Source organism: Ollibium composti (assembly GCF_004801285.1).
In the GTDB taxonomy this organism is placed as follows: Bacteria; Pseudomonadota; Alphaproteobacteria; order Rhizobiales; family Rhizobiaceae; genus Mesorhizobium; species Mesorhizobium composti.
On the sequence record NZ_SSNY01000010.1, the window covers coordinates 172,187 to 198,532 of the forward strand.

The following is a 26,346-nucleotide window of genomic DNA, read 5'->3' on the forward strand; positions in this document are numbered from 1 at the left end:
GCGGACATCATGCAGACGACTTTCTCGCCCGAGCAACTCGCCGATCCGCATGTGGCGGAATCGGAAAAGATCCTGCGCAAATGCGTGCATTGCGGCTTCTGCACCGCGACCTGCCCGACCTATGTGACGCTGGGCAACGAACTCGACAGCCCGCGCGGCCGCATCTACCTCATCAAGGATATGCTGGAGGGCGGTCGGGCGGCGGACAAGGAAATCGTCACCCATATCGACCGCTGCCTCTCCTGTTTGGCCTGCATGACGACCTGCCCGTCGGGCGTGAACTACATGCACCTGGTCGACCATGCCCGCGCCCACATCGAAAAGACCTACAGGCGCCCCCTGCCGGACCGACTGGTGCGGGCGCTGCTCGCCTTCGTGCTGCCCTACCCCGCCCGCTTCCGTGCCGCGCTGAGGCTGGCGAAACTCGGCCGGCCCTTCGCCGGCCTGTTCGAGGGCACAGCGCTGAAACCGCTCGCCGCGATGCTGAAACTGGCGCCGAAGGCGGTGCCGGCCGCCTCTGCCGTCTCCCGTCCCGCCACTCATGCGCCGAAAGGCGCGCGGCGCGGGCGCGTGGCGTTGCTCACCGGCTGCGCGCAATCCGTTCTCGATCCGGCCATCAACGAGGCGACCGTGTCGCTGCTCACCCGCCTCGGCGTCGAAGTCGTGGTGCCGCGCGGCGAAGGGTGCTGCGGCGCGCTGGTCCATCACATGGGCAAGGAGGACGCGGCGCTGGCCGATGCACGACGCAACGTCGATGCCTGGACGCGCGAGGCCGAGGCTGGCGGGCTGGATGCCATCGTGATTACCGCATCGGGCTGCGGCACGACGATCAAGGATTACGGTTTCATGCTGCGGCTCGATCCGGCCTATGCTGCGAAGGCGGCGAAAGTCTCGGCCCTGGCGAAGGACGTGACGGAATATCTCGCCACGCTGGACCTGCCGGAACCGGCGAGGAAGCCGGGAATCACGGTCGCCTATCATTCCGCCTGCTCCATGCAGCACGGCCAGAGGATCACGCGCCAGCCCAAGGAGCTTCTTGGGCGCGCCGGCTTCGTGGTGAAGGAGCCGCGCGAAGGACATCTGTGCTGCGGCTCGGCCGGCACATACAACATGCTGCAACCGGAAATCTCGGCGCGCCTGCGCGACCGCAAGGTGAAGAACATCGAGGCGACGGGGGCCGCATTGGTCGCCACTGGCAACATCGGCTGCATCACCCAGATCGCCTCGGCGGCGAAAATGCCGGTCGTGCATACAGTGCAGTTGCTCGACTGGGCCTATGGCGGGGAGCGGCCGAAGGGCATGGCGGGACCGACGACTGCCATGGCGGCAGAGTAGTCGGTGCGTCCTTCGAGGCTCGCCAGCGAAATGTTAGCAGCAAGATGGAACCGACCGTGCGGGCTCGCACCTCAGGATGAGGATGGTCGGCGCAAACGGCCCTTGTACTGAGGTGATGGTCACAACAGAGAGACGATTCTTGGCGCCAACGATCCTCATCCTGAGGTGCGAGCCTACTTGGCCGTTGCCGGTCCAGGCATCAGCATTTGTGGGCGAGCCTCGAAGGACGCACCCAGCCAGCTATTCCGCAGCCAACCTCACGCCACTGTCCGCCACCCCATACGTCGCACGATAGAGGTCGCGCTGGCGGTTGAGCGCCACCATGGTGTTGCGCAGCAGGATGGCGACGGTGAGCGGCCCGACCCCGCCCGGCACCGGCGTGATCCAGGAGGCGACGTCCTTGACGCTGTCGGTGTCGACGTCGCCGACGATGCGTTCCTTGCCGTCGGGGCCGATCTCGGTGTTGATGCCGATATCGATGACGGCAGCACCCGGCTTGACCATATCGGCCTTGATAAGGCGCGGCTTGCCGACCGCCACGAACAGCGCGTCGGCGCGGCGCGCATGCGCGGCCACCGAGCGCGTCATGTGGTGGCACACCGTTACCGTGGCGCCTTCGCTCATCAGCAGGAAAGCGATCGGCTTGCCGACGATCTCGGAATGGCCGACCACGACAACCTCCAGGCCTTTCAGGTCGAGGCCCGTTTCCTTGAGCAGTTCGACGGAGGCGGCGGCCGTGCAGGGCGCGAGGTCGAGCTGGTTGTAGACGATGTTGCCGATCGAGGCCGGGTGCATGCCCTCCACGTCCTTGAGCGGATGGATGGCGGCCTGGATCGCCTTGATCGGGATATGGACCGGCACCGGACGCTGGACGATGATGCCGGTGATGCGCGGATCGGCGTTCATGCCCTGGATGGCGGCTTCCAGTTCGGCCGCCGTCAGGTCGGCGGGAAAGCGCCGCTCCTCGAAATCGATGCCGGCAAGTGCCGCCTTGGCGCGCTGGTTGCGGACATAGACATCCACCGCCGCGACGTCGCCGACGGTGATCGACACCAGCTTCGGTGGAAAACCGTCGGCCCGTGCTTCTTCGGCGTCGCGCCGCACGGCGGCGATGATGCGCTGGGCGACGGGGCCGCCTTTCAGATAGCGGCTGTCGTCTGGAAGGGACATGGATCGATTCTCCGCGGCTGTCCGGCCGTGGTGTTAGCATCGCCCGCCCTGTCGTGGCGGCACGAATGCGAACAGCACTGCCTCTTGTGCGACGCACAAATACTGCGTCCGGCGGGCCAGTGCAAAGCGAAAGGGCAGCGCGGTTGCCCGGCTGCCCTTTCGTGACCGGCCATGTCCCCACACGGCCCGTCCCCCGTTGTCCCAGGAATCTACATGACGACGACCGTCGTGCCAACCGGCACGCGCTCGTAAAGATCGACGACGTCCTCGTTGCGCATGCGAATGCAGCCAGACGACACCGCGCCGCCGATCGTCCAGGGCTGGTTGGTGCCGTGGATGCGGTATTCGGTGGTGCCGATGTAGAGCGCGCGCGCGCCGAGCGGATTTTCGATGCCGCCGGCCAGGAAGGTCGGCAGGTAACGGCCCTTGGCGGCCTCGCGCTTGATCATCGCCGCCGGCGGGCGCCAATCCGGCCATTCGCGCTTGGCGGTGACTTTATGCGTGCCGGCCCATTCGAAGCCCGGCTTGCCGGTGCCGACGCCATAGCGCCGCGCCTTGCCGTTCTTCTCGACCAGATAAAGGAAGTTCTGGTGCGTATCGATGACGATGGTGCCCGGCTTTTCCTTCCCGTCATAGGCGACTTCCTGCGGCAGGTAGATCGGGTTCATCTGCTTCGGCACCATGATGGTGCGGCGCGCCCGATTCTGTCCTGCGGCGGGGCGCGGCACGGCGGCTGTGCGGGTCTGGTCCGGTTCCGCCTGCCGCACGGCCTGCCGGCGCTGGCGCAGACGGGGCTGTTCCACCGCCTGCCGGCTCTGGCGCATAACGCGCGGCGCGCCCTGAAGTTGCAGCACCCACGGCGCCGAGAGGTCCGGGCTGACCACCACCGGCGGGCGCTCGGCATAGCGGTCGTTGGCGTTGGCCGGGACCGCCAGCAGGGCGGCGACGCCGGCGAGCGGCAAAAGGAATCTCATCATCGGGACGTACTCTCGAACACGATCGTCTGGACGGCGGGAAACGGGTGTCCCGCCCCTTCGCCTGCCGCCATGGTGGCGCGTGAGGGAAACCGAAAAGTGAATCGAATTCAGTAAAATGCCGCTTTGTCAGTAAACCTTCCGGTACGGTTACCGGCCGGTTCAGGAATCTGGTAAAGCGGCCGTAAAGCCGTGGCATGGCCGGTTAACCAATGGATAGAGCATGAGCGACGCAACAGGATTGATGACCGGACCCGACGGCGCGGTGCGCTGCGCCTGGCCCGGCAACCTGCCGGACTACCTCGCCTACCACGACAATGAATGGGGCCGGCCAGTGGCCGACGACCGGCGGCTGTTCGAGAAAATCTGCCTGGAAGGCTTCCAGTCGGGCCTTTCCTGGCTGACCATCCTGCGCAAGCGCGAAAATTTTCGCGAAGCCTTCGACGGCTTCGACTTCGACCGAGTGGCGAGGTTCACCGAAGCTGACGTCGAGCGGCTGCTGACCAATGCCGGCATCATCCGCCATCGCGGCAAGATCGTCTCCACCATCAACAACGCGAAACGGGCGCGCGAACTGGCCGACGAGGCCGGTTCGCTGGCGGCCTTCTTCTGGCGCTTCGAGCCGACGGCGGAGGAACGGCCGGCGGTGGTGGATCTCGCGCATATCCGCGCCAACCCGACCACGGCCGTCTCGGTGCGCATTTCCAAGGAGTTGAAGAAACGCGGCTGGAGCTTCGTCGGGCCGACGACGGTCTACGCATTCATGCAGGCGATGGGGCTGGTCAACGACCATCTCGAAGGCTGCACCTGCCGCGCCAGGATCGAAGCCGAGCGCAAGGCGTTCAAGCGTCCGGCTTGACCGACCGGCATCAGCCGCCCTTGACCGCGCTCGTCGCCTGCCGCATGGATCGGCCATGCGCGCCAATTACAGAATGCAGCGGCTGTTCGTGCCGCACGACCTTGCCGCCGGGACTGAGCTCGAGGCCGATCCGCAGCAGAGCCATTACCTCACCAACGTGCTGAGGCTGGCAGACGGCGCCGAGGTCCTTCTGTTCAACGGCCGCGACGGCGAGTGGTCGGCGGCGATTGCCGGCCGGACCAAAAAGGCCGTGCGGCTGACCGTTCTGGTGGAGCAAAGGCCGCAGCCGCCGCTGCCGGACCTCGTCTACTGCTTCGCGCCGCTGAAACAGGGGCGGCTCGACTACCTGGTGCAGAAGGCGGTGGAAATGGGCGCCGGCGTTCTGCAACCGGTCGCGACCCAGCATACGCAGGTGGCGAAGCCCGGTATCGAGCGCCTGCGCGCCAACGTCGTCGAGGCGGCCGAGCAATGCGGCATCCTGGCGGTGCCTCAGGTTCGTGAATCCGAAAAGCTGGACCGGCTGCTGGCTGGCTGGGATGCCGGGCGGCGGCTAATCTTCTGCGACGAGGACGCCTCGACCAACAACCCGCTGCCCGCCCTGAAGGCGCTGACGGAGAAAAAACTCGGTCTGCTGGTCGGGCCGGAAGGCGGCTTTTCGGACGACGAAAGACGGATGCTGCGCGCGCTGCCCTTCGTCACCGCCATCCCGCTCGGGCCACGCATCCTGCGCGCCGATACGGCGGCGGTGGCGGCACTCGCCGTCATCCAGGCGACCGCCGGAGACTGGTAGCCCGTTCCCTGCCCACGACAGGGTCTTGCCGCCATCGCGTTTGCGCCCGGACAAACATTCAACTCCGTTGACGCATGGCTCAGCAAATTTTGCTTGATCGCGCGGCCTGCTATCGTCCATCAAGCCGCCGCGGCCTGAGGCCGCTAAAGCGTGCCGCGATCTTCCGGATTCGCCCGGCACGCTTTAGATTCCTGATTTTACGCATGTCTTTGTCCCGAAACCAGTTCCCACTTTCGGGAGACATGCTCTAGTGAGCGGGGCGCTCCCGACAGGACGCCAGAAGAGGTTACATGGCGCGCGACACGACGGACAATCAGCCGATAGAAGGCCTCGACCAACTCGTCGGCTATCTCGCCGCCGGCAACAAGCCGCGCGACAAATGGCGCATCGGCACCGAGCATGAGAAATTCCCGTTCTACACCGACGGCAACGCCCCGGTGCCTTACGGCGGCGAGCGCGGCATCCGCGCCATTCTGGAAGGCATGCAGGAAAAGCTCGGCTGGGACCCGATCATCGACGACGGCCGCATCATCGGCCTTGTCGAGCCGACCGGACAGGGCGCCATTTCGCTCGAACCGGGCGGCCAGTTCGAGCTTTCGGGCGCGCCGCTGGAGACGATCCACCAGACCTGCCGCGAGGGCAACGCGCATCTCGCCCAGTTGCGTGAGATCGCCGAACCGCTCGGCATCCGTTTTCTCGGCCTCGGCGGCAGCCCGAAATGGTCGCTTGCCGAGACGCCGAAGATGCCGAAGTCGCGCTACGAGATCATGACGCGCTATATGCCCAAGGTCGGCACCAAGGGCCTCGACATGATGTACCGCACCTGCACCATCCAGGTGAACCTCGACTTCGAGAGCGAGCGGGACATGCGGCGCAAGATGCAGGTGTCGCTCAAGCTCCAGCCTTTGTCGACGGCGCTGTTCGCCAACTCGCCCTTCACCGAAGGCAAGCCGAACGGCTTCCTGTCGTGGCGCGGCGACATCTGGCGCGATACCGACAACCAGCGCTCCGGCATGCTGGAATTCTGCTTCTCGCCCGATTTCGGCTTTGCCGATTATGTCGAATGGGCGCTCGACGTGCCGATGTATTTCGTCATCCGCGACGGTCGCTATCACGACATGACGCACATGACCTTCCGTCAGTTCATGGCCGGGGCCGCCCGCAAGGAGGTGCCGGACGGCATGCCGACCATGGGCGACTGGGCAAACCACCTGTCGACGCTTTTCCCCGACGTGCGGCTGAAGCGTTTCCTGGAAATGCGCGGCGCCGACGGCGGACCGTGGCGGCGCATCTGCGCGCTGCCCGCCTTCTGGGTGGGCCTGCTCTACGACGAGGCAGCGCTCGACGCCATCGAGGCGCTGACGGCCGACTGGACCTATGCCGAGACGCTCGCCATGCGCGACGCGGTGCCCGAAAAAGGCATTGCCGCGCCGTTCCGCAACACCACCTTGCGCGAAGTCGCCCGCGACGTGCTTGCGATCTCGCGCGACGGGCTGAAGCGACGCCATCGGCTGAACCGCGACGGCTATGACGAGACGTCGTTCCTGTCGACGCTGGAGGAAGTGGTGGCGCGCGGCACCACCAGCGCCGAGGAAATGCTCAGCGCCTACCACATGCGCTGGGGCGATTCGATCGAGCCGGTCTTCCTCGAATACGCCTACTGACGGCGATCCGGCAGCGGGTCAGGACCGCTGCGCGCGCTTGGGAAAGTGCAGGATTTCGGCGCGACGCTGGGGCCGGCTGCATTCGGCTACGGCGACCCGCTCGATCAGGTGGTCAAGCGCCTCGCGCAACTGGCACGCAAGCTCGTCGTCACCGTGCACGTGAAGCCACGCGCCTTCGAGATATTGCCGCACGACGGCGAAATCAGTCTGCATTGTCTCTCCTTGATGCCGCCGCCACCATCGTTTTAGCATCCGCTTCTATGCAAATCGGAAAGGTCCGGGCGGGGAATTGATTCAAAACGGTTTGGATCAATCTGAAACAAAACGTCATTATCGTTCCCGGCCCGGCTGACATAGGCGTAAGCAGGGCGCGGCGGCGACCGTCCGGCAACGCTGGGTGGAGGCTTCAGGCAACATACCGTCGCGTCCACCCTCTCCCGCTACCTCCTGTACCAGTAGCCCTTCAATCCGTTGCCAAAACACTCTAGGCTGGCGCTATCGGATCGCCGGGAGGAATAGCGATGATGCCCTTGTTCGACATGCTGGCGCAGGCCCAGAACGGCCAGGGCCTCGAACTTCTGGCAAGGCAGTTCAATCTTTCCCAGCAGCAGGCGCAGCTTGCGGTGGAAGCGCTGTTGCCGGCCTTCAGCCAGGGTCTGAAGCGCAGCACATCCGATGCCCAGGGCCTCGGCGGCTTCATGAACGCGCTGGCCAGCGGGCAGTACGGCCAGTTCTTCGAGAACGCGAATCAGGCCTTCTCGCAGCAGGGCGTGAACCAGGGCAACGACGTGCTCGGCCAGTTGTTCGGTTCCAAGGACCTGTCGCGCGCGGTGGCCGCGCAGGCGGCGCAGGCCACCGGCATCGGCAGCCAGGTCTTGCAGCAGATGCTGCCGGTCATCGCCTCGATGCTGATGGGCGGCCTGTTCAAGCAGACGACGAATCAGATGCCGCAGGCTGGCATGCAGAGCGCCCAGGCCGGCGGCTTCGGCAGCGCCAACAACCCACTCGGCCAGATCATCGAGGAGATGATGAAGCAGGGCGGCGGCATGATGGGCGGTCAGCCCGCGCCGCAGCAGAGGCAGGCGCCGCAGGGACGCGCGCAGCAAGGCCAGAACCCCCTCGGCGACAATCCCTGGGGCAAGATCCTCGAGGACATGATGGGCGGCGGCCAGCAGAGCGGGCAGGCACGGCAACGGCAGGCACCGCAGCCGGACCCCGAGCCGGCCAATCCCGGCGGCAGGCCACGCAACCCCTACGACGACATCTTCGGCAAGATGTTCGAGACCGGCCGCCAGCAGCGCGACGACTACGAGAAGAACATGTGTTCGGTGTTCGACCAGTTCCTGCGCGGCATGGACCGCAACCGCTGAGCTGAGCCGCCGACCACCCGCTCAGGGATCGGCTGTGAACTGTTCGTGCGGGGTCTTTTCCCAGAAATGCGGGCGGCGCCACAGTTGCCAGACCGCCCGCCACCCGGCGACCGACATCATCGCCCAGTAGAGCGGCGTCGCCAGCACCACTTTCCAGAAACCGCTGCGTTCCCGCCGGGTCAATGTCTGCCAGCCGAGCAGCAGGAAGGAGGCGTAGCCGCAGCCGATGTTGACGACATCGACAAGGAGCAGCAGCGAGCGCGCCGTGCCGATCGGCTCGGTACGCGTCACGAGGTCGACGACGATCATGGCGAAGGTGGCAAGCAGCAGCGGATGCAGCATGACCGAGGCCAGCATGCCGGCGAACAGCACCTGCGCCACCAGGAAAGAGCGCCAGCCGAGGTCGGCGGCAAGGCGGCGCGGCGCCCGCATATGCACCAGCCAGGTCTGCGACCAGCCCTTGAACCAGCGCGTGCGCTGCGGCAGCCAGACGCCGAAGCGCGTCGGTGCCGGCTCGTAAGTCGGGCAGGAAATCGTCTCGGCCGTGTAGCCGAAACGCGCCAGCCTGACGCCGAGATCGGCGTCCTCGGTGACGTTGAACGGATCCCAGCCGCCAACCTCGTCAAGTGCGGCGCGGCGGAAATGCGGCCTTATGTAGCAAAAGCACCAAAAGCGGGTTAGAATCGCGGTGATGGCAACAGTGAATTTATCAAGTTCGGCACCACCTCCACCACCGGATGCCGATTTCGCGATTTACATCGATTTCGATAAATCGATGGAACGGCCCCAGCGCGTTTTCCAAGCCTTGGACGGCCTTATCAGCGCCTTTGAACGCCTCGACAAAACGTTAGCTCGGTCAATCGATCCGTCCATCGAACCTCTCCTTCTGCTGGAGGACATCGAAAGCGGATCAATCAAAGTTTGGCTCCGCGACAAGCTTGTCGCGACTGAGGACCAGGCGCTTTACGAGCTAGATTGGAAACCCATGGTTGGACGCTATTTGCTGGCGTCCAAATACGCTTTTATCGAATGGGTAAACAATTCGGAGGAACGCGGCCGCCCTGGTTCTCTAAGCGATCTTCGTAAGCGGATTCTGGAATTGGCGCATCAAACAGAAGTTCGCCGCATTCCTGCCTACGGGGTGCCTAGCGCGGCAGAACTGCTAGAGAGTACAAAGGACGTTGCGCGCGCTCTTTCTCCGCTCAATCCTCATGACCGCGTCAAGTACATCTCGGATGCCGGCAGTTCCGATTTCACTGTGGGCATGGCTTGGGATGATCTCGATATTGAACAACTCGCAATTCGCGAAACCATCTCATCACCGCCGGCACCAATGATTTTAGCCGTCAAGCGTCCGGATTATCTTGGTGCATCTCAATGGGAGTTCAGGCATGGAAAGCGATCAATCCGTGGCAAGATAGAAGATGCCCAGTGGCTAGAGCAATTTCAAACTAGACGGATCGACGTTAGGCCGGGCGATGCCCTGCGGTGCTTAGTCAAGCATGAAGTAAACTACGGATTCGATAACGAGGTCGTAAGCGAAAGCTACGTCATCGTTTCCGTGCAACAAGTTTTAGAAAACGAATTTAAGCAGAGCGATCTTTTCGATAATTAGGTTAGTCGCAAACTATCTGCTCCAATTGCTTTCAAACATTGCAGAAGAAACGCCGCCGTGAATTTGCCCCTAGAGAGCTTATTCCGCACGTTCACTTCCTTTTCGTCAACGCCTATCGCCGCCAGCTTATCCACGAGATGCGCATAGGTAACGCCTTTTCGCTTCAACTCGGCTTTCAGGAGGTTTGCCGCTAGGGCTTCATAGTCTGTCTTTTCGGCCATGTATCACCTAGAGCGAAAAAAGTATCGCAAACGATACATATGCCCTTGTGTCTAGTACGTCAATGTACTATATCCGTTACATACGTATCGGATATGACGACAAATGGCACAGCATTTCCTCCTTTCCGCCGAAAGCCGCACCCTCTCCCTCAAAGAGATTTACGAGGGTGGCGAGGGAAAGGCTTACGACACGTTCAAGCGCCTTCGCTGGGCTTCGACGCAAGGCGAACCTGTTTGCCCGAAATGCGGGTGCCTGGACCATTACGACATTCCGACCCGTCGCAAGTTCAAGTGCGCTGCCTGCCACGCTCAATTCAGCGTCACGTCCGGCACGATGTTCGCCAGCCGCAAGCTCGCCTTTGTCGATCTGCTGGCGGCGATCTGCCTCTTTGTGAACGGCTCCAAGGGCATGTCGGCGGTCCAGTTCTCCCGCGATCTGGACGTGCAGTACAAGACCGCTTTCGTGCTGGCGCACAAGCTCCGCGAGGCGCTTGCGGCTGAAACCGTGACGGAAATGCTGGACGGCGAAGTCGAGATCGACGGCGCTTACTTCGGCGGCCACGTCCGCCCTGAAAACCGCGTCGAGGATCGCGTTGACCGCCGCAAGAAGGAAAACCAGTCCGACCGTCGCCGCGTTGTCGTGGCGCTTCGCCAGCGCTCGGGGCGCACCCTTTCATTCGTTCGCATGAGCGAAGCCGACGGTGTCGACATTGCCCGCGCTCGCATGGTTGCCGGTGCCAAGCTTTTCGCCGACGAAGCGACCCATTGGGACGCGCTGGAAATGCAGTTCGCTTCGACCAGGATCAACCACAGCGTTTCCTACAGCGACGGCCACGGCAAGCACACCAACATGGTCGAGAGCTATTTCAGCCGCCTTCGCCGCATGGTGCGCGGGCAGCACCATTTCGTGTCGCACAAGTACCTTTACCAGTATGCCAACCATGCCGCTTGGCTGGAAGATCACCGCCGCCGCTCAAATGGTGGCAACGCCTTCGCCTTGCTTGGCGGTTCGCTCAATCATCCTGTGAGCCGCATTTGGGCTGGATACTGGCAGAGATCGGAATAGCGGAACGTTTACTTCTTGTTTCCGTTTTGATCGCACTCTTGACGCCGTTTTGTACAAAGCGTACAAAGCGTACAAAAAACCCGCAAAGGAGAAACCATGTCTGCCAATGCTATGCGAGAAATGTCCGCGTCGGAGGCTCGCAGCAAATTCTCGGAGGTGTTCGACGCGGCATACCACGGCAACCCTGTGGTAGTGCGGAAACATTCGCGAACTGTTGCAATCATTTCAATGGAGCTTCTGCAATCGCTGGCCGAGTTGGAAGCGAAAAGAGACAGCGAGAAAGCGCGCAAAGCCTTGCGCGAGTTCTTGAAAGAGGGAGGAACGCCTATGTCGCAACTCAAAAAGGAGTTAGGGTTTGACTAACTCCAAACAACCGGGGGGAGCCCTCCATTGGAACTGGAAATCGTATTCTCTCCCGCCGCACGGCGGGAGATCAAAAAGCTTACGCGCGAGATTCAGCGTTTAGTATTTGATACTCTCGAAAGTCTGCAAAAGACGCCCCGCCCGCGCGGGGTGGAGAAGATTCAAGGGCACCCGGACTTCTTCCGCGTGAAGGCTGGGCGCGAGCATCGAATCATCTACCATATATTCCGCGAGCGTTTGCTTGTTGTTCTAGTCATCCGCGACCGGAAAGACGCTTACAAGGGCTTGGATGATCTAGACGGCAAATTGGGTGCGGCCCTTTCCGCTATAGAAGAAGACGCACTCGCCCGGTTAGGTATCGGATACGGCTAACGCCGCTCCCACACCACATTCCCCTTCGCGTCGGTAGCGCTCCGCACATTGCCGTCCTCGCGCATCGACCGTAGCGCCTTGCTGACACGTTTCGTGAGATCGGACAGGTATTTCCTGTCCCGCGCGTCCTCGCCGCGCATGGCGACAATCTCGCGGGCTATGTCACGACTGGACAGCGGCCCTGTCGCTTCCCGTAGCTCGCCATAAATCGCCTTCGATAGCTCGCCGCGTCCGAAGATGACTTCCCGCTTTTGGCGCGGCATGGCAGCGTCCAGATCGCCCGCATAGCCGAGTACGCCTAGCGTCCGGTCAATTGCGCCAAGATCGTTCCGTATCTCTGCCAGGCGGTCGCGTAGCCGCTCGGCTTCGTTGAAGAGATCGGCGCGCTTCTGCAAAAGCCCGTTGACGGTGTGGCTGAAATCGGTGGCGCGAGACAGTGTTCCCATGCTTCGGATTTTATGGGAACCCACTAGGGCGCGGCAGTGGGAATGTTGGTGCTTTTGCTACATAAGGCCGCGGAAATGGTTGGACGTCCCGCCGAGCGGCAGGACGAGGCCCCGGCTCGACAGCCAGGGCAGCAGCCCCCTGAACAGGCCGGCATATTCGAAGGCGAACATGCGCGCGATCATGCCGGCATGGCGGTTGGATATTTCCAGCGGCGCCTGCACGACGGCAAGGTCGGGGCCATGGCTGCGGAAGCGCTGCCAAGCCTCCACGAGTTGCATGGGATGGGGCCGGTCCTCGGCGTCGTAGAGCGCGACGAACTCGCCGCCGGTCATCGGCAGCGCATAGGCGAGCGCCTTCGGCTTGGTGCGCGGCTGGCCGGGAGGCACCTCGACGACCTCCATATGCGCCGGCAGCGCGTGCGCGCGGATGGCGGCGAGCGTGGCGGCATCGTCGGCCTCGCAGACCAGCTTGATCTCCAGCCTCTCGCGCGGCCAGACGAGGCGATCGAGCGCGGCCAGCAGGTGCGGCACCACCTCGGCCTCCTTGTAGAGCGCCACGAGCACGGAAAAAAGCGGTGCGTTCGGCGGCGGCAGGCCGAGTTTCGGTCGCTCGATCCGCGGCCTGGGCGCCGCCACCGCAGCGAAACGCAGGGCCACGCAGGCGAAGAAGAAGAAGGTGGCGGCGGCGTGGAGAAAGGCCAGCATCTGCAAGGGCATGAGCACGAGCCCGACGGGGATGGCCGTCATGACGAAGCCGACGATGATGCCCTGCCACGCTTGGGCGACGACACGAGCCGACATCTGGGGAAGGCGCTCGAACAAGCGGCCGACCGCGTTCCTGGCCAGAAACGGCCGCGTGCGTTGCAGCACCGCACCGCGCAGTGCCGCCGCCGGAACGATCTTCAGCCGTCCGGCCAAGGCCGGGCTGGCGCGCACGCGCTCGCGCACGACGCCGAGGCGGATGCGCTCGGGCGTGATGAGGAAAGAGACGTCCCCGCCCTTCTCGAAAAGCTTGACCGGGACATGGCCGCCATGACGCCGCAGCAGGACCAGCGCATGCGCGTCGCTGACGATCAGCCGCTCGGGATCGACCTGCTCGGCCGCCGCGATTCCCAGGTCTGCCGCCATCGCGCGCACCAGCCGCCCCTGGTCGATACCGCAGTCGACAAGGCCGGCGGCGAAGTCGCCGCCTTCGATATGGGCACGCGCGGCGACCTCGTAGGCCGTCTGCGGCGGCACGCCGAGCCTGGCGAGCACGCCGCGCCATTCGACCAGTTCGGGAAAAAAGACCTCCGCCAGCAGCACGCCATAATCCGGCCCGACCGCGGCGGCCGGATCACTCAGCGGATAGCCTGGCGATCCGTGCGGGAGCCCCTCCCCGCCCGGAAATTCGTATGAGCCCATGATGGCTCGCCGTCCCCCGTCCTGCCGCCGTGATGTTCAGCGACGGCTCCCTCCTCCTCCGGCCGCCCCCACGGCCGTCTGCCCCGCAACCCCTCGCGCGGCAGTCGATACAACCCGAGAATAGCTTTTATTTACACCGAGGAAACCGAAATCCGTTGTGATCTCGCCGTTTTCATAAGACAAGCTCGGGGTCGATGGAGAACCTCGCGTGACCTTGCGCCGCCTTGCCGTTGCCCTGATCTATGCCGGCGCGCTCTGCCTCGGCGCAAGCCTGCCGGGCGTGTCAGGGCCGGCAACCGCAGCGGGACCGCAGGCGCCCATCCTGTGGGACTCGCAGGAGCGGCTGGCGAAGCCCGATCTGGCGGCCATGCCGCGCCTGCGCTTCCTCACCACGACGGACTTTCCGCCGTTCAATTTCCTCGACGGCAGCGGCCGCCTGTCGGGCCTGCACATCGACCTGGCGCGGGCGATCTGCGCCGAGCTCGGCCTTGCCGCCAAATGCGAGATCCAGGCGCTGCCGTGGGACGAGCTCGACGCGGCGCTGCAAAAGGGCGAGGGCGAAGCCATCCTGGCCGGCATCGCGGTGACGGCCAAGACACGCGAGAAATACGCCTTTTCACGTCCCTACCTGCAATTTCCGGCGCGTTTCGTCGTACCGAAGGCCAAGCCGGTCGCTGAGCCGATCTACGCCTCCCTGCAAGGCAAGAAAATCGGCGTCGTCGCCGGCAGCGGCCATGAACGCCTGCTGCGCGACGATTTCGGCAAGGTGCAGGTCGCGACCTACGCCAAGCCGGAAGAGCTTTACGCCGACCTCAAGGCCGGCAAGCTCGACGCCGCCTTCGGTGACGGCATGCGCCTTTCCTTCTGGCTCGACGGCTCGGACTCGGCCGATTGCTGCCACTTCGCCGGCGGCCCCTACATCGCGCCGGAATATCTCGGCACGGGGCTTTCGATCGCCGTCAAGGCCGACAATTCCGCCCTTGCCGCGGCCTTCGACTATGCGCTGCAACAAATCTCGGTGAAAGGCACCTTCGCCGAACTCTATCTGCGCTACTTTCCGGTCAGCTTCTACTGAGCGGTCGGCAACCGGCTACGTCAGGGTGCGGTGGCGGGCCTTGGCGCCCTGCGCGATCGCCGCCACCGTCAGCGTGTCGAGATCGAGCCGGCGGCGGATCAACTGGAGCACGCGCACTTCCTCCAACCGCATCTCGAGGTCTGCGGCGGCCACCTCGAAGGCAGCCGCATAGGCGGTGTCCCTCAGCCGTGCCGGCAGCACGTCGGCGACGAGGTCGAGCACGCCCTCCAGCCCCTCAGTGTCGTTCAACAGCCTTTGGCAATCCTGCGCCACGTCGATGATGCGGTCGGCATCGAAATCCTCGAAAACCGGCCAGCTGCGCACCACGGCGCCGATGCGGCCAAGCTCCGCGTCGGACATCTCGCGGTCGGAGGCGGAAGCGATCACCATCAGGTAGATCAGCGCTTCATGGGTCGTCGGAACAGGCATGGTTTTCCCTCGTTGCGTTGCCGGCAAGGTAGGAAGGCGCCGGCAACGCCGCAAGGAAAAAGCCTCCTGCCGTTGACGCTTAAGGCTCGCGCGCATAGAGCATGCCTCGTGCCGCCGTCAGCGGCCTTTCTTCCCCGTAGGACCAGCTTCATGACGCGATCCAACATGATCGACCTTTCGCCCGAAATCCTCGCAGCCGCAGCCGAGAGCAAAGCCTGGCCGTTCGAGGAAGCGAAAAAGATCGTCAAACGCTACGAGAAGACGGGCTTTCCCGAGACCATTCTGTTCGAGACCGGCTACGGCCCGTCCGGCCTGCCGCATATCGGCACCTTCGGCGAGGTGGCACGCACCACGATGGTGCGGCACGCCTTCCGGGTGCTGACCGAAGACAAGGTGAAGACGCGGCTGCTGTGCTTCTCCGACGACATGGACGGCATGCGCAAGATCCCGGACAACGTACCGGATCGCGCGGCGCTCGAACCTTACCTGCACATGCCGCTCACCGTCGTGCCGAACCCGTTCGGCGGCGACTACGAGAGTTTCGGCCACCACAACAACGCGATGCTGAGGCGCTTCCTCGACACGTTCGGCTTCGACTACGAGTTCGCCAGCGCCACCGACTATTACAAGTCCGGCCGCTTCGACGCGATGCTGCTGCGCGCGGTCGAGAAGTACGACGCCATCATGAAGGTGATGCTGCCGACCCTCGGCCCGGAGCGGCAAGCGACCTACAGCCCTTTCCTGCCGATCTCGCCGAAGAGCGGGCGCGTGCTCTACGTGCCGATGAAGCATGTCGACGCCAAGGCGGGCACCATCACCTTCGACGACGAGGACGGCACGGAAACCACGCTGCCGGTCACCGGCGGCGCGGTGAAGATGCAGTGGAAGCCGGACTTCGGCATGCGCTGGGCGGCGCTCGGCGTCGATTTCGAGATGTTCGGCAAGGACCACCAGACCAACCAGGCGATCTACGACAAGATCTGCGTCATCCTCGGCGGCCGCGCGCCCGAGCATTTCGTCTACGAACTGTTCCTCGACGAGCACGGCCAGAAGATCTCGAAGTCGAAGGGCAACGGGCTGACCATCGACGAATGGCTGACCTACGCGCCGACCGAGAGCCTCGGCCTCTACATGTTCCAGCGGCCCCGCCAAGCGAAGAAGCTCTATTTCGACGTTATCCCGAAGGCGGTGGACGAATATTATTCCTTCCTGTCGGCCTATCCGAAGCAGGACTGGAAGAACCGGCTCGGCAATCCGGTGTGGCACATGCACGACGGCCAGCCGCCGGCCATCGACCTGCCGGTGAGCTTCGCGCTGCTGCTCAACCTCGTCAGCGCCTCCAATGCGCAGAACAGCGACGTGCTTTGGGGCTTCATCTCGCGCTACGCGCCGGGCGTGACGGCGGCCACCAATCCCGAGCTCGACCGGCTGGTCGGTTACGCGATCCGCTACTTCGACGACTTCGTGAAGCCGCAGAAGAAGTACCGCGCGCCGGACGAGGTCGAGCGCGATGCGCTGGCGAAGCTGGCCGCTGCCTTGGCCGCGCTGCCAGCCGACGCCGACGGCGAGGCGATCCAGAACGCCGCGCTTAACGTCGCGCGCAAGATCGAGCGCTACCAGGACCACTCCAAGCAGGCGCCCGAGGGCGGCCCCGGCGTCTCCGTCGCCTTCTTCCAGATGATCTACGAGGTGCTGATCGGCCAGGAGCGAGGCCCGCGCTTCGGTTCCTTCGCCGCCCTCTACGGCGTCGGCGAGACGCGCGCGCTCATCGAGCGGGCGCTGGCGGGAAGCCTGGCGTAGCCGGCGGCGGTGTAGACGGGGGCGGCGGCTCGCCCGACAGGTCGAGGATCGACGGCGAGGGTTCGGGCGTGTCCATTAACGGCGCCTCGACCGGCGGCGGCTCCGGCGGCAGGTTCGACAGATCGGGGGCCGCGCCGAAGATGCCCATGTGCTCCTTGCGCGCGACCTCCTCGGCCTTGCCGTAGGGGCCGCCCTTGGCCGCCCGCGCCCAGCCGTTCGCCACCAGCCAGGCGCCGATATCCTGCTTGCCGATGCGACAGGCGGCGGAAATGGTGTCGCGGCCGCCCTCGGGCGGCACGGTGCAGATCGGCGCGCGGCCGCGCAGGAAGGCGCGGAAGGCGCTGCGCGCGCGCATGCCGCAATTCCATTCCTTGCCGGCGGCATCGGTGCAGCTCTCGTCCGGCATGACGGCATCGACGCCGGAAATGGCGACGGTGTAGCCCATCGCCTGGAAGACGCCGGCAGCGGTCGCCAGCGGCTGGAACAGGGGCTTGCCTTTCCACTCGTCCGGCATCTTCGGCTTGGGCGGCATCGCCAGCGACAGGTTGCTGAGCGGCGGGCGGGGCTCCGCGCGCTCCAGCGGCGCGGCGCCCGTCGACGGCGGGGCGACGAATTCGGGATCGATGGCGCGGGACCGGATCAAGGCTTCGTCAGGCTGCTGCGGCTCGATCGCTTCGGTCGAGGCTTCGTCCCCGGCCTGCCCGTCGTCCATGCCGGTTTCCGGGCCGGTTTCCGACGCGGCCGGCATGTCCGGGATATCCTCCGGCGCGATGACGATCTCGTCCGCCGGCACGGCGAGGCGATGGCCGCCGGCAAGGATCGCCGCAGACATCACCACGAGGATTAATGCGGCAGCGGCGGCGTGGGCGGGACGCATCCTCTACTGGCTCGCCCAGACGATGCGCGCCACCCATTCGATCTCGACCATGGGCAGTTCGCGGTTCGCATGCGCGGGGTTGAGCGAGAGAAGCGCGATGGCCTGCGGCGTCTGCCGCTCCAGCACCTTGGCCATCACCTCGCCGCCGGTCGTCTTGACGACGACGCGATCGCCCTTGCGCACCGTGGCGCCGGGCTGGACGATCAGCACGTCGCCGTCACGATAGAGCGGCAGCATGGAATCGCCCTGCACCTTCAGCGCATAGGAGGTCTCGCTGGATTGCGCCGGCAGTTCGATCAGGTCGAGCCCATGGCCGGCGGGAAAGCCGGCATCCTCGTAGAAGCCGCCGGCGCCGGCCTGTGCGAAGCCGACAAGCGGGATCGTCGGCCGCTGCTGCGGCAAGGGCCTGTCAAAAGGGGGATGGTCGAAAAAGGAGGACGGCACCGGCGCCCCACGACCGGACGTCCGGCGGCCGGTACGGCCGGCAACGCCGGCCTCGACCAGCGCGACGAATTCGTCCAGCGAGGCGCCGGTGGCCTCCATGACCTTGGCCAGCGATTCGGTCGACGGCCAGCGCGGCCGCCCGTCGGCCGACAGGCGCTTGGACTTGTTGAAGGCGGTCGAATCCAGCCCCGCCAGCTTGGCGAGGCCCGAAGCCGAGAGCGAATAGCGCTCGGCCAGCGCGTCGATGGCCGCCCAGACGCGGTCGTGCGAAAGCATGGCTGCCTTCCGAAAGGAAAAAATACCTGTCCGTTTTAGGCAGCGCAACGCTGCTTGTCCAGCGCCGCGCGCCGCCTTTCACCCGTTGTTGACCGGGCCGTCGCCGCCTTCCCCGTTGCCGGCCCCGTTCTTGGCGAGATCGCGCAGGCGGGCGTGGGAGACCATGAACACCTGTTCGGCCTCGGTCGGCGGACGCGGCACGATATGGTGGCCAAGGGCGGCGAGCGCCTCGTCCATCTCGACGAAGCGCTTGCCGCGCCGGTCGTAGATGCCGGCGGTGGTCAGCACCTGCGCGGCGGTGCGGCCGTCCTCCAGCACGAAGCGGTGGCCGCCGATCACCTGCGTGCCCTGCCACGTCTCGACCGTGGACACCACCTCGAAGCGGCGCCACAGCCGGATCTCGCGCACGAACACCGTCTGCAGGCCGCCCAGCATCGGCGCCCAGCCGCGCTCGCGCGCCAGCCTGAGCAGTCCGGCGCGCAGGAAGATGTCGATGCGGCCGACATCGGCCAGCATCATGTAGCGGGCGTTGTTGAGGTGCAGGTTGGCGTCGATGTCGGTCGGCAGGCAGCGGAAGGCAAGCCGGCTCTCCCCGCCCATGCGATACGGGCCGCGCGCTTTCGCGGTGAGCGCCATACGGGCGAGACGGAACCAGACATACATGGGATTTGTCCTTTCCTTCTCCCCGTTTAGGGCAAGGCCATCGCCTATGGCGTCGCCCCTCTCCGTCACGCTTCGCGTGACACCTCCCCCCCCCCAAAGGGGGGAGGAACCGCTGCCGCTATGCCGGCGCTTCTCCAGCTTGGGTTCCTCGCCCCTTTGGGGAGAGGTGGCGCCGCGAAGCGGCGTCGGAGAGGGGTGACGCCGCGCGACTGTTTTATCTTGGACGGGAAAGGAAAGTTCTGCCCCTACGCAGCCTTCTTGCCCTCACCCTTCGCATAAGGATCGAAGCGCTTGTAGAAGCTGTCGCCCTTCTCGGCCATGTCGGCCAGCAGCTTGGGCGCCTTGAATTCGGCGCCGTATTTCTTCTGCAAGTCCTTGGCGAGCTTGACGAACTTTTTCGCACCGATGCCGTCGATGTAGGACAGCGTGCCGCCGGTATAGGGCGCGAAGCCGAAGGCGAGGATCGAGCCGACGTCGGCCTCGCGCGGGTCGGTGACGATCTTCTCCTCCATCACGCGCGCCGCTTCCAGCGCGATGACGGCGAGCAGGCGCTGCTTCAGTTCCTCGAAGTCGACGTCTTCCGGCTTCTTCTGCGGGAAAAGATCCTTCAAGCCCGGCCACAGCTTCTTCTTCGCGGGCTTCGCCGGATAGTCGTAGAACCCCTTGCCGTTCTTGCGACCCTTGCGATCGAACTTGTCGACCAGCGTGTCGATCAGTTCCATCTGCTTCGGGTCGACGGCCTTCTCGCCAAGATCGCGGATGGTCTGCTTCATGATCTTCTGGGCAAGGTCGATGGCCGTCTCGTCGGTCAGCGCCAGCGGCCCGACCGGCATGCCGGCGGCCTTGGCGGCGTTCTCGATCATCACCGCCGGCACGCCCTCGATCAGCATCTTGTAGGCTTCCGACATATAGCGCAGCACGCAGCGGTTGACGTAGAAGCCGCGCGTGTCGTTGACGACGATCGGCGTCTTCTTGATGGCGCGCACGTAGTCGATGGCACGGGCCAGCGCCTTGTCGCCTGTCTTCTTGCCCAGAATGATCTCGGCCAGCATCATCTTGTCGACCGGCGAGAAGAAGTGGATGCCGATGAAATTCTTCGGCCGCGCCGAGTTCTTCGCCAGCGCGGTGATCGGAATGGTCGAGGTGTTGGAGGCGAAGACGGCCGACGACTTCAGCACGGCTTCCGCCTGCTCGGTCGCCGCCTTCTTAACCGCCGAATCCTCGAATACCGCCTCGATCACGAGGTCGCAGCCGTCGAGGTCGACATAGGAGGCCGTCGGCGAAATCAGCGACAGGAGCTTGTCCTTATCCTCCGGCTTGGCGCGGCCCTTCTTGATCAGCCCGTCCATGATGCCGGCCGAATGCGCCTTGCCCTTCTCGGCCGACTCCACGTCGCGGTCGAGCAGCACGACCGGGATGCCGGCCTTTGCGGTGACATAAGCGATGCCGGCACCCATGAAGCCGGCGCCGAGCACGCCGATCTTCTTGAACCTGGTCTGAGGCACGCCCTCGGGGCGACGGGCGCCCTTGTTCAGTTCCTGCAGGGAGACGAACAGCGAGCGGATCATGGCCGCTGCTTCTTTCGACTGCATGATCTCGGTGAAATAGCGCTGCTCGATCCGTAAGGCCGTGTCGAACGGCACCAACAGGCCCTCGTAGACGCATTTCAGGATCGCCGTGGCCGCCGGATAGTTGCCGTATGTCTCGCGGCGCAAGATGGCGATGGCCGGCGGCCACAGATTCGCGCCGGCGACCGAATAGATCGGTCCGCCGGGCAGCTTGAAGCCCTTCTGGTCCCACGGCGCGACCGGCGACAAGCCGCCCTTGATCAGCGCCTTGGCCGTCTCGACCAGCTTCTTCGGCGGCGCGATCTCGGTAATCAGCCCCATGGCCTTGGCCTTCTGCGGCGTGAGGTTCTGGCCGGAGGTCAGCATCTGCAACGCCTGCTGCTGGTCGGTCAGGCGCGGCACGCGCTGGGTGCCGCCGGCGCCGGGGAAGATGCCAACCTTGACCTCGGGCAGCGCCATCCTGACGGAGTCGCTGTCGGCGGCGACGCGGGCATGGCAGGCGAGCGACAGCTCGAAAGCGCCACCCATGCAGGTGCCGTTGATGGCCGACACAAACGGTTTGCCGCAGGTTTCCAGCTTGCGCCACAGCCAGGTCATGCGACCGGCGCCTTCGAAAAGCATCTTCGTCGCCGCTTCCGGGTCCTTCGCCCGCTCGGCGTGGAAGCGCTCGAGCTGGCGTTTCAGCATGGTCAGGTCCGCGCCGCCGGAAAAGGTCTCCTTGCCGGAGGTGATGACCGCGCCCTTGACGGCTGCGTCGGCGACGACCTGGTCGATGATCCGATCCAGCTCGTCCATCACCTCCTCGGTGAAGACGTTCATGGAGCGGTCCGGCATGTCCCAGGTGACGAGCGCGATGCCGTCGGCGTCGGTTTCGACGGAGAAGTTCTTGTAGGCGGTCATTGGAGCGGTTCCTCCTTGAAATTGGTTGCGGCGATGAGCGCCGCGTCGAAGCTGCTCGCCTCTCCCCGTTTACGGGGAGAGGATGCCGGCAGGCAGGTGAGGGGCGGCGCGAACCTTGGAACGCTGGCTCTGCCCCTCATCCGGCCCTTCGGGCCACCTTCTCCCCGTGAACGGGGAGAAGGAAGAAGGGCGCTACACCCGCTCGATGATCGTTGCGGTGCCCATGCCGGCGCCGATGCACAGCGTCACCAGCGCGGTGTTGAGGTCGCGCCGTTCAAGCTCGTCCAGCACGGTGCCCAGGATCATCGCGCCGGTGGCGCCGAGCGGGTGGCCCATGGCAATCGCCCCGCCGTTGACGTTGATCTTGTCGTGCGGGATCTCGAAAGCCTGCATGTAGCGCAGCACGACCGACGCGAAGGCCTCGTTCAGCTCGAACAGGTCGATGTCGGAGGTCTTCATCTTCGCGCGCTTGAGCAGCTTTTCCGTCACGTCCACCGGGCCGGTCAGCATCAGCACCGGCTCCGAACCGATGTTGGCGAAGGCGCGGATGCGGGCGCGCGGCTTCAGCCCCATCGCCTTGCCGGCCTTTTTCGAGCCGAGCAGCACGGCGGCCGCACCGTCGACGATGCCGGAGGAATTGCCGGCGTGGTGGACGTGGTTCACCTCCTCGATCTCGGGATGCTTCTGCACCGCGACCGCGTCGAAGCCGCCCATTTCGCCGGGCATGACGAAGGAGGGGTTGAGCGCGGCCAGCGACTGCATGTCGGTGGTCGGTCGCATATGCTCGTCATGGTCGAGGATCACCAGCCCGTTCTGGTCCTTGATCGGGATGACGGAATTCTTGAACCAACCCTTTTCCCAGGCATGCGCGGCGCGCTTCTGGCTCTCCACCGCATAGGCGTCGACATCGTCGCGCGAGAATCCGTATTTGGTGGCGATCAGGTCGGCCGAGATGCCCTGCGGCACGAACCAGCCCGGCAGGCCGACCGAGGGGTCCATGAACCAAGCGCCACCGGCGGCACCCATACCGACGCGGCTCATCGATTCAACGCCGCCGGCGATAACGATGTCGTCGGCGCCCTGCGCGATCTTGGCGGCGCCGAAATTGACGGCGTCGAGGCCCGAGGCGCAGAAGCGCGAAATCTGCATGCCCGGCGCCTTGTCGTCATAGCCGGCCTCGAAGGCTGCGGCGCGCGGGATGACCGCGCCGGCCTCGCCGACCGGATCGACGCAGCCGAAGATGATGTCGTCGACGGTTGACGTATCGAGGCCGTTGCGGTCGCGCACGGCTTCCAGCGTCTTCGCAGCCAGGCGCACCGCCGGCACTTCGTGCAGCGCCCCGTCCTTCTTGCCCCTGCCGCGCGGCGTGCGCACGGCGTCGTAGATATAAGCCTCGGCCATTCTTCGTCTCCTCGGATAGCTGGTCGCGTCAGAGCGAGCGCGCGATCAGCAATTTCATGATCTCGTTGGTGCCGCCGTAGATGCGCTGGACGCGGGCGTCGCGGTACATGCGGGCGATCGGATATTCATTCATATAGCCATAGCCGCCGAACAGTTGCAGGCATTCGTCGACCACCCTGCCCTGCAAATCCGACAGCCAGTATTTCGCCATCGAGGCGGTAGCCGGGTCGAGCCCGCCGGCGAGATGGCGCGCCACGCAGTCGTTGTAGAAGGTGCGGCCGATGCTTATCTCGGTCTTCAGTTCGGCCAGCTTGAACTGGGTGTTCTGGAAATCGATGATCTTCTGGCCGAAAGCCTGCCGTTCCTTGACGTAGTCGATGGTGGCGGCCAGAGCGCGTTCGGCCATGGCGATGGCCGTGGTGCCGATCATCAGCCGCTCCTGCGGCAGTTGCTGCATGAGCTGGATAAAACCCTGCCCCTCCTCGGCGCCGAGCAGGTTGGCGGTCGGCACGGCAACGTCGTTGAAGAACAGTTCTGAGGTGTCGTTGGCCTTCAACCCGATCTTGTCGAGGTTGCGGCCGCGCTCGAAGCCGTCCACCTCGTCCGTCTCGACGACGATCAGCGAGGTGCCCTTGGCGCCCTTGGCCGGATCGGTCTTGGTGACGGTGACGATCAGGTTGGCGTTCTGGCCGTTGGTGATGAAGGTTTTCGAGCCGTTGATGCGGTACTGGTTGCCGACCTTCTCGGCACGCGTCTTGACGCCCTGAAGGTCGGAGCCGGCACCGGGCTCGGTCATGGCGATGGCGCCGATCAGCTCGCCGCTCGCCATCCTCGGCAGCCACTTCTTCTTCTGCTCCTCCGAGCCGTAGTGGAGGATGTAAGGCGCGACGATCGCGTTGTGCAGGCCGATGCCGAAACCGTCGACGCCGACATGGCCGATCGCTTCGATGATGGCGCTTTCATGCGCGAACGTACCGCCGGCACCGCCATACTCTTCGGGCATGGAGGCGCACAGCAGCCCGGCTGCACCGGCCTTTTCCCAAGCGGAACGGTCGACGATCTCGTTCTTCTCGTAATCGTCGTAGTGCGGCGCGATCTCGTCGACCAGGAAGCGATGCACCATGTCGTAGAGCATGGCGACGTCTTCGGTGATCCATGCAGGTTTCGGCAGTCCGAGCACTTCGGCGGGATTGGTCATAAGGCGACCTCCGATACTGGCAGCTATCCGATCCTAGAACGCCTCCGCCGGCAGCGCCATCATGCTATCGGCGCCCGACGAGAGGCGGGCGAGGTGGGCCGCGGTACCCGGCATCTCGCGCTCCATGAAGTAGCGCGCCGTCGTGAGCTTGTTCTCGTAGAAGGAAGCCCCGTCGCCGGCGCCGGCCAATGCCGCCTGCGCGGTCTTTGCCATCAGGCTCCACATATAGCCGAGCACGACGAGGCCGGTGAGGTGCATGTAGTCGGTCGAGGCGGCACCTGCATTGTCGGGGTTCTTCATGCCGTTCTGCATCAGCCACAACGAAGCGGCCTGCAAATCGTTCAGCCCCTTCTTCAGCGCCTTGGTGAAGGGCGCCATCTTCTCGTCGGAACGGTTTTCCTCGCAGAAATCGCCGACCTCCTTGAAGAAGGCCTGGATGGCGCGGCCGCCGTTCATCGCCAGCTTGCGGCCGACGAGGTCGAGCGCCTGGATGCCGTTGGCGCCCTCGTAGATCATGGCGATGCGGGCATCGCGCACGAACTGGCTCATGCCGTTCTCTTCGATGTAGCCGTGGCCGCCGAAGACCTGCTGGGCCATCGCGGCGTGCTCGAAGCCCTTGTCGGTCAAGACGCCCTTCAGCACCGGCGTCATCAGGCCGAGCATATCGTCGGCCGCCTCGGCGTCCTTTGCGTCGGGCGAGCGATGGGCGATGTCGGACTTCAGCGCCGTCCACAGCATGAAGGCGCGGCCGGCCTCGTTCCACGCCTTCATCGTCATCAGGATGCGACGGATGTCGGGGTGGACGATGATCGGGTCAGCCTTCTTGTCCGGCGCCTTCGGGCCGGTCAGCGAGCGGCCCTGCAAACGTTCTTTGGCGTAGGCGACGGCGTTCTGGCTGGCAACGACAGACTGCGACAGGCCTTGCAGGCCAACGCCGAGGCGCGCCTCGTTCATCATCACGAACATGGCCTTGAGGCCGCCGTTCTCGGCACCCAGCAGAACGCCCTCCGCCTCGTCGTAGTTCATGACACAGGTGGCGTTGCCGTGGATGCCCATCTTCTCCTCGATGGAGCCGCAGGAGACGGCGTTGCGGGCGCCCGGCTTGCCTTCCCTGTCGAGCTTGAACTTCGGCACGATGAACAGCGAGATGCCCTTGGTGCCTTCCGGCGCGCCCTCGATGCGGGCCAGCACCAGATGGACGATGTTGTCGGCCATGTCGTGCTCGCCGGCCGAGATGAATATCTTCTGGCCGGAAATTTTATAGGTGCCGTCGCCGTTCGGCACCGCCTTCGTGCGCAACAGACCGAGATCGGTGCCGCAATGCGGCTCGGTCAGGTTCATGGTGCCGGTCCACGAACCATCCACCATCTTCGGCAGGAAGAGCTTCTTCTGCTCGTCGGAGCCGTGGGCGATGATGGCGGCGATGGCGCCCTGGGTCAGGCCCGGATACATCAAGAGCGCCATGTTGGCGGCCGCCACATATTCGCCGACGGCGTTGTGGAGCACATAGGGCAGGCCCTGGCCGCCATGCTCTTCCGGCACCGCCAGCCCCATCCAGCCGCCCTCGCAATATTGCCTATAGGCTTCCTTGAAGCCCTTCGGCGTCGTCACCGAGCCGTCGTCGTGGCGGGTGCAGCCCTCGAGGTCGCCGGCGCGGTTGGTCGGCTGGATGACTTCCTCGGCCAGCCTGGCGCCCTCGGTGAGGATGGCCTCGATCATGTCCGGCGTGGCGTCGGCGAAGCCCGGCAGGTTGGAATGACGCTCGATGCCGAGCACTTCGTTCAGCACGAACAGCGTGTCGCGCACCGGGGCCTGATAGATCGGCATGACTTGTCCTCCGCCCAGCATGGAAGGTCCGCACCGCCCTGATCGACCGCGCGAACCGATATCGAAAGGCGCATAGCAAAAATTGACGTTTGCGTAAACGTCAATTTTAGATCGCGCGCGTTTTTGACGCGACCTGGCGCCAAAGAAAAAAGCCCGCCGCCCTTCCGGGCAGCAGGCTATCACGAGGCGGGATCGGCGAGAGCCGAAAACGCTGCCGACGCTCTAAAACGCGTCGCGAT

26 protein-coding genes are annotated in these 26,346 nt (G+C 64.6%); 11 read left to right on the forward strand and 15 right to left on the reverse strand.

The window, feature by feature from the left end; translation table 11 throughout:
* Positions 1-9: 9 nt before the first annotated feature.
* Complete coding sequence (gene glcF, locus E6C48_RS17185; RefSeq protein WP_136359395.1) at positions 10-1,335, forward strand: glycolate oxidase subunit GlcF; 1,326 nt, start codon at positions 10-12, stop codon at positions 1,333-1,335.
* 240 nt (positions 1,336-1,575) lie between these two features.
* On the opposite strand, the gene E6C48_RS17190 is transcribed toward glcF, so the two are convergent.
* Both E6C48_RS17190 and E6C48_RS17195 read right to left on the reverse strand, forming a co-directional pair.
* Positions 1,576-2,505 carry a bifunctional 5,10-methylenetetrahydrofolate dehydrogenase/5,10-methenyltetrahydrofolate cyclohydrolase gene (locus E6C48_RS17190; protein ID WP_136359396.1) on the reverse strand — a complete coding sequence of 310 codons (930 nt, stop codon included), beginning with the start codon at positions 2,503-2,505 and terminating at the stop codon, positions 1,576-1,578.
* Between the two features lie 209 nt (positions 2,506-2,714).
* Positions 2,715-3,482, reverse strand: a complete 768-nt coding sequence (locus E6C48_RS17195) for a L,D-transpeptidase (protein ID WP_136359397.1) — start codon at positions 3,480-3,482, stop codon at positions 2,715-2,717.
* 220 nt (positions 3,483-3,702) lie between these two features.
* Between E6C48_RS17195 and E6C48_RS17200 the strand changes: the two genes are divergently transcribed.
* From E6C48_RS17200 to E6C48_RS17210, 3 genes are all read left to right on the forward strand, one after another.
* Positions 3,703-4,338: a DNA-3-methyladenine glycosylase I gene (locus tag E6C48_RS17200; RefSeq protein ID WP_136359398.1), complete on the forward strand. Its 636-nt coding sequence runs from the start codon at positions 3,703-3,705 to the stop codon at positions 4,336-4,338.
* Between the two features lie 55 nt (positions 4,339-4,393).
* Positions 4,394-5,128, forward strand: a complete 735-nt coding sequence (locus E6C48_RS17205) for a 16S rRNA (uracil(1498)-N(3))-methyltransferase (RefSeq protein ID WP_136359399.1) — start codon at positions 4,394-4,396, stop codon at positions 5,126-5,128.
* 290 nt (positions 5,129-5,418) lie between these two features.
* Entirely contained in the window at positions 5,419-6,792 is a 1,374-nt protein-coding gene (locus E6C48_RS17210; RefSeq protein WP_136359400.1) for a glutamate--cysteine ligase, read from the forward strand.
* A gap of 18 nt (positions 6,793-6,810) precedes the next feature.
* Here E6C48_RS17210 and E6C48_RS17215 read toward each other — a convergent pair whose 3' ends face one another.
* Positions 6,811-7,005 (reverse strand): hypothetical protein, encoded by a 195-nt coding sequence (locus tag E6C48_RS17215; RefSeq protein ID WP_136359401.1) that lies wholly within the window; start codon positions 7,003-7,005, stop codon positions 6,811-6,813.
* Between the two features lie 308 nt (positions 7,006-7,313).
* Here E6C48_RS17215 and E6C48_RS17220 point away from each other — a divergent pair, with 308 nt between their 5' ends.
* Entirely contained in the window at positions 7,314-8,162 is an 849-nt protein-coding gene (locus tag E6C48_RS17220; RefSeq protein WP_136359402.1) for a DUF937 domain-containing protein, read from the forward strand.
* A gap of 21 nt (positions 8,163-8,183) precedes the next feature.
* Here the strand turns inward: E6C48_RS17220 and E6C48_RS17225 are convergent, their stop codons facing one another.
* Positions 8,184-8,915 carry a glycosyltransferase family 2 protein gene (locus tag E6C48_RS17225; RefSeq protein ID WP_136359403.1) on the reverse strand — a complete coding sequence of 244 codons (732 nt, stop codon included), beginning with the start codon at positions 8,913-8,915 and terminating at the stop codon, positions 8,184-8,186.
* Here E6C48_RS17225 and E6C48_RS17230 point away from each other — a divergent pair.
* The gene (locus E6C48_RS17230) at positions 8,854-9,777 is read left to right on the forward strand and encodes a hypothetical protein (protein WP_136359404.1); all 924 of its coding nucleotides are present in this window, start codon (positions 8,854-8,856) and stop codon (positions 9,775-9,777) included. The genes E6C48_RS17225 and E6C48_RS17230 overlap by 62 nt on opposite strands.
* Here E6C48_RS17230 and E6C48_RS17235 read toward each other — a convergent pair.
* Positions 9,774-9,998, reverse strand: coding sequence for a DUF6471 domain-containing protein (locus tag E6C48_RS17235; RefSeq protein WP_136359405.1), 225 nt, complete (start codon positions 9,996-9,998; stop codon positions 9,774-9,776). The genes E6C48_RS17230 and E6C48_RS17235 overlap by 4 nt on opposite strands.
* 103 nt (positions 9,999-10,101) lie before the next feature.
* Between E6C48_RS17235 and E6C48_RS17240 the strand changes: the two genes are divergently transcribed.
* The 3 genes from E6C48_RS17240 to E6C48_RS17250 all read left to right on the forward strand — a co-directional run bounded on the left by E6C48_RS17240 (position 10,102) and on the right by E6C48_RS17250 (position 11,799).
* A complete protein-coding gene (locus tag E6C48_RS17240; protein WP_136359406.1) occupies positions 10,102-11,064 on the forward strand; it encodes an IS1595 family transposase in 963 nt (320 codons plus the stop codon).
* 96 nt (positions 11,065-11,160) lie between these two features.
* Positions 11,161-11,427: a type II toxin-antitoxin system Phd/YefM family antitoxin gene (locus tag E6C48_RS17245; protein ID WP_136359407.1), complete on the forward strand. Its 267-nt coding sequence runs from the start codon at positions 11,161-11,163 to the stop codon at positions 11,425-11,427.
* 27 nt (positions 11,428-11,454) lie between these two features.
* Entirely contained in the window at positions 11,455-11,799 is a 345-nt protein-coding gene (locus E6C48_RS17250; protein ID WP_136359408.1) for a type II toxin-antitoxin system RelE family toxin, read from the forward strand.
* Here E6C48_RS17250 and E6C48_RS17255 read toward each other — a convergent pair.
* Positions 11,796-12,245, reverse strand: a complete 450-nt coding sequence (locus E6C48_RS17255) for a hypothetical protein (RefSeq protein WP_136359409.1) — start codon at positions 12,243-12,245, stop codon at positions 11,796-11,798. The genes E6C48_RS17250 and E6C48_RS17255 overlap by 4 nt on opposite strands.
* A gap of 57 nt (positions 12,246-12,302) precedes the next feature.
* Positions 12,303-13,649, reverse strand: coding sequence for a glycosyltransferase (locus E6C48_RS17260; RefSeq protein WP_230978818.1), 1,347 nt, complete (start codon positions 13,647-13,649; stop codon positions 12,303-12,305).
* Between the two features lie 208 nt (positions 13,650-13,857).
* Here E6C48_RS17260 and E6C48_RS17265 point away from each other — a divergent pair, with 208 nt between their 5' ends.
* Positions 13,858-14,724: a transporter substrate-binding domain-containing protein gene (locus tag E6C48_RS17265; RefSeq protein WP_230978819.1), complete on the forward strand. Its 867-nt coding sequence runs from the start codon at positions 13,858-13,860 to the stop codon at positions 14,722-14,724.
* A gap of 15 nt (positions 14,725-14,739) precedes the next feature.
* Here E6C48_RS17265 and E6C48_RS17270 read toward each other — a convergent pair whose 3' ends face one another.
* A complete protein-coding gene (locus E6C48_RS17270; protein ID WP_136359410.1) occupies positions 14,740-15,153 on the reverse strand; it encodes a tellurite resistance TerB family protein in 414 nt (137 codons plus the stop codon).
* Positions 15,154-15,303: 150 nt separating this feature from the next.
* Between E6C48_RS17270 and E6C48_RS17275 the strand changes: the two genes are divergently transcribed.
* A complete protein-coding gene (locus E6C48_RS17275) occupies positions 15,304-16,953 on the forward strand; it encodes a lysine--tRNA ligase (RefSeq protein ID WP_136359411.1) in 1,650 nt (549 codons plus the stop codon).
* Here the strand turns inward: E6C48_RS17275 and E6C48_RS17280 are convergent.
* The 7 genes from E6C48_RS17280 to E6C48_RS17310 form a co-directional block, all read right to left on the reverse strand.
* Positions 16,919-17,830, reverse strand: coding sequence for a thermonuclease family protein (locus tag E6C48_RS17280; RefSeq protein WP_136359412.1), 912 nt, complete (start codon positions 17,828-17,830; stop codon positions 16,919-16,921). The genes E6C48_RS17275 and E6C48_RS17280 overlap by 35 nt on opposite strands.
* A 3-nt stretch (positions 17,831-17,833) precedes the next feature.
* Positions 17,834-18,550 (reverse strand): S24 family peptidase, encoded by a 717-nt coding sequence (locus tag E6C48_RS17285; protein ID WP_136359413.1) that lies wholly within the window; start codon positions 18,548-18,550, stop codon positions 17,834-17,836.
* A 78-nt stretch (positions 18,551-18,628) separates the two neighbouring features.
* Positions 18,629-19,213 carry a thioesterase family protein gene (locus tag E6C48_RS17290; RefSeq protein WP_136359414.1) on the reverse strand — a complete coding sequence of 195 codons (585 nt, stop codon included), beginning with the start codon at positions 19,211-19,213 and terminating at the stop codon, positions 18,629-18,631.
* Between the two features lie 245 nt (positions 19,214-19,458).
* Positions 19,459-21,681, reverse strand: a complete 2,223-nt coding sequence (locus E6C48_RS17295; RefSeq protein ID WP_136359415.1) for a 3-hydroxyacyl-CoA dehydrogenase NAD-binding domain-containing protein — start codon at positions 21,679-21,681, stop codon at positions 19,459-19,461.
* A gap of 192 nt (positions 21,682-21,873) precedes the next feature.
* Entirely contained in the window at positions 21,874-23,082 is a 1,209-nt protein-coding gene (locus E6C48_RS17300) for an acetyl-CoA C-acetyltransferase (protein ID WP_136359416.1), read from the reverse strand.
* 28 nt (positions 23,083-23,110) lie between these two features.
* The gene (locus E6C48_RS17305) at positions 23,111-24,280 is read right to left on the reverse strand and encodes an acyl-CoA dehydrogenase family protein (protein WP_136359417.1); all 1,170 of its coding nucleotides are present in this window, start codon (positions 24,278-24,280) and stop codon (positions 23,111-23,113) included.
* A 33-nt stretch (positions 24,281-24,313) separates the two neighbouring features.
* Entirely contained in the window at positions 24,314-26,107 is a 1,794-nt protein-coding gene (locus E6C48_RS17310) for an acyl-CoA dehydrogenase C-terminal domain-containing protein (protein ID WP_136359418.1), read from the reverse strand.
* Positions 26,108-26,346 lie beyond the last annotated feature (239 nt).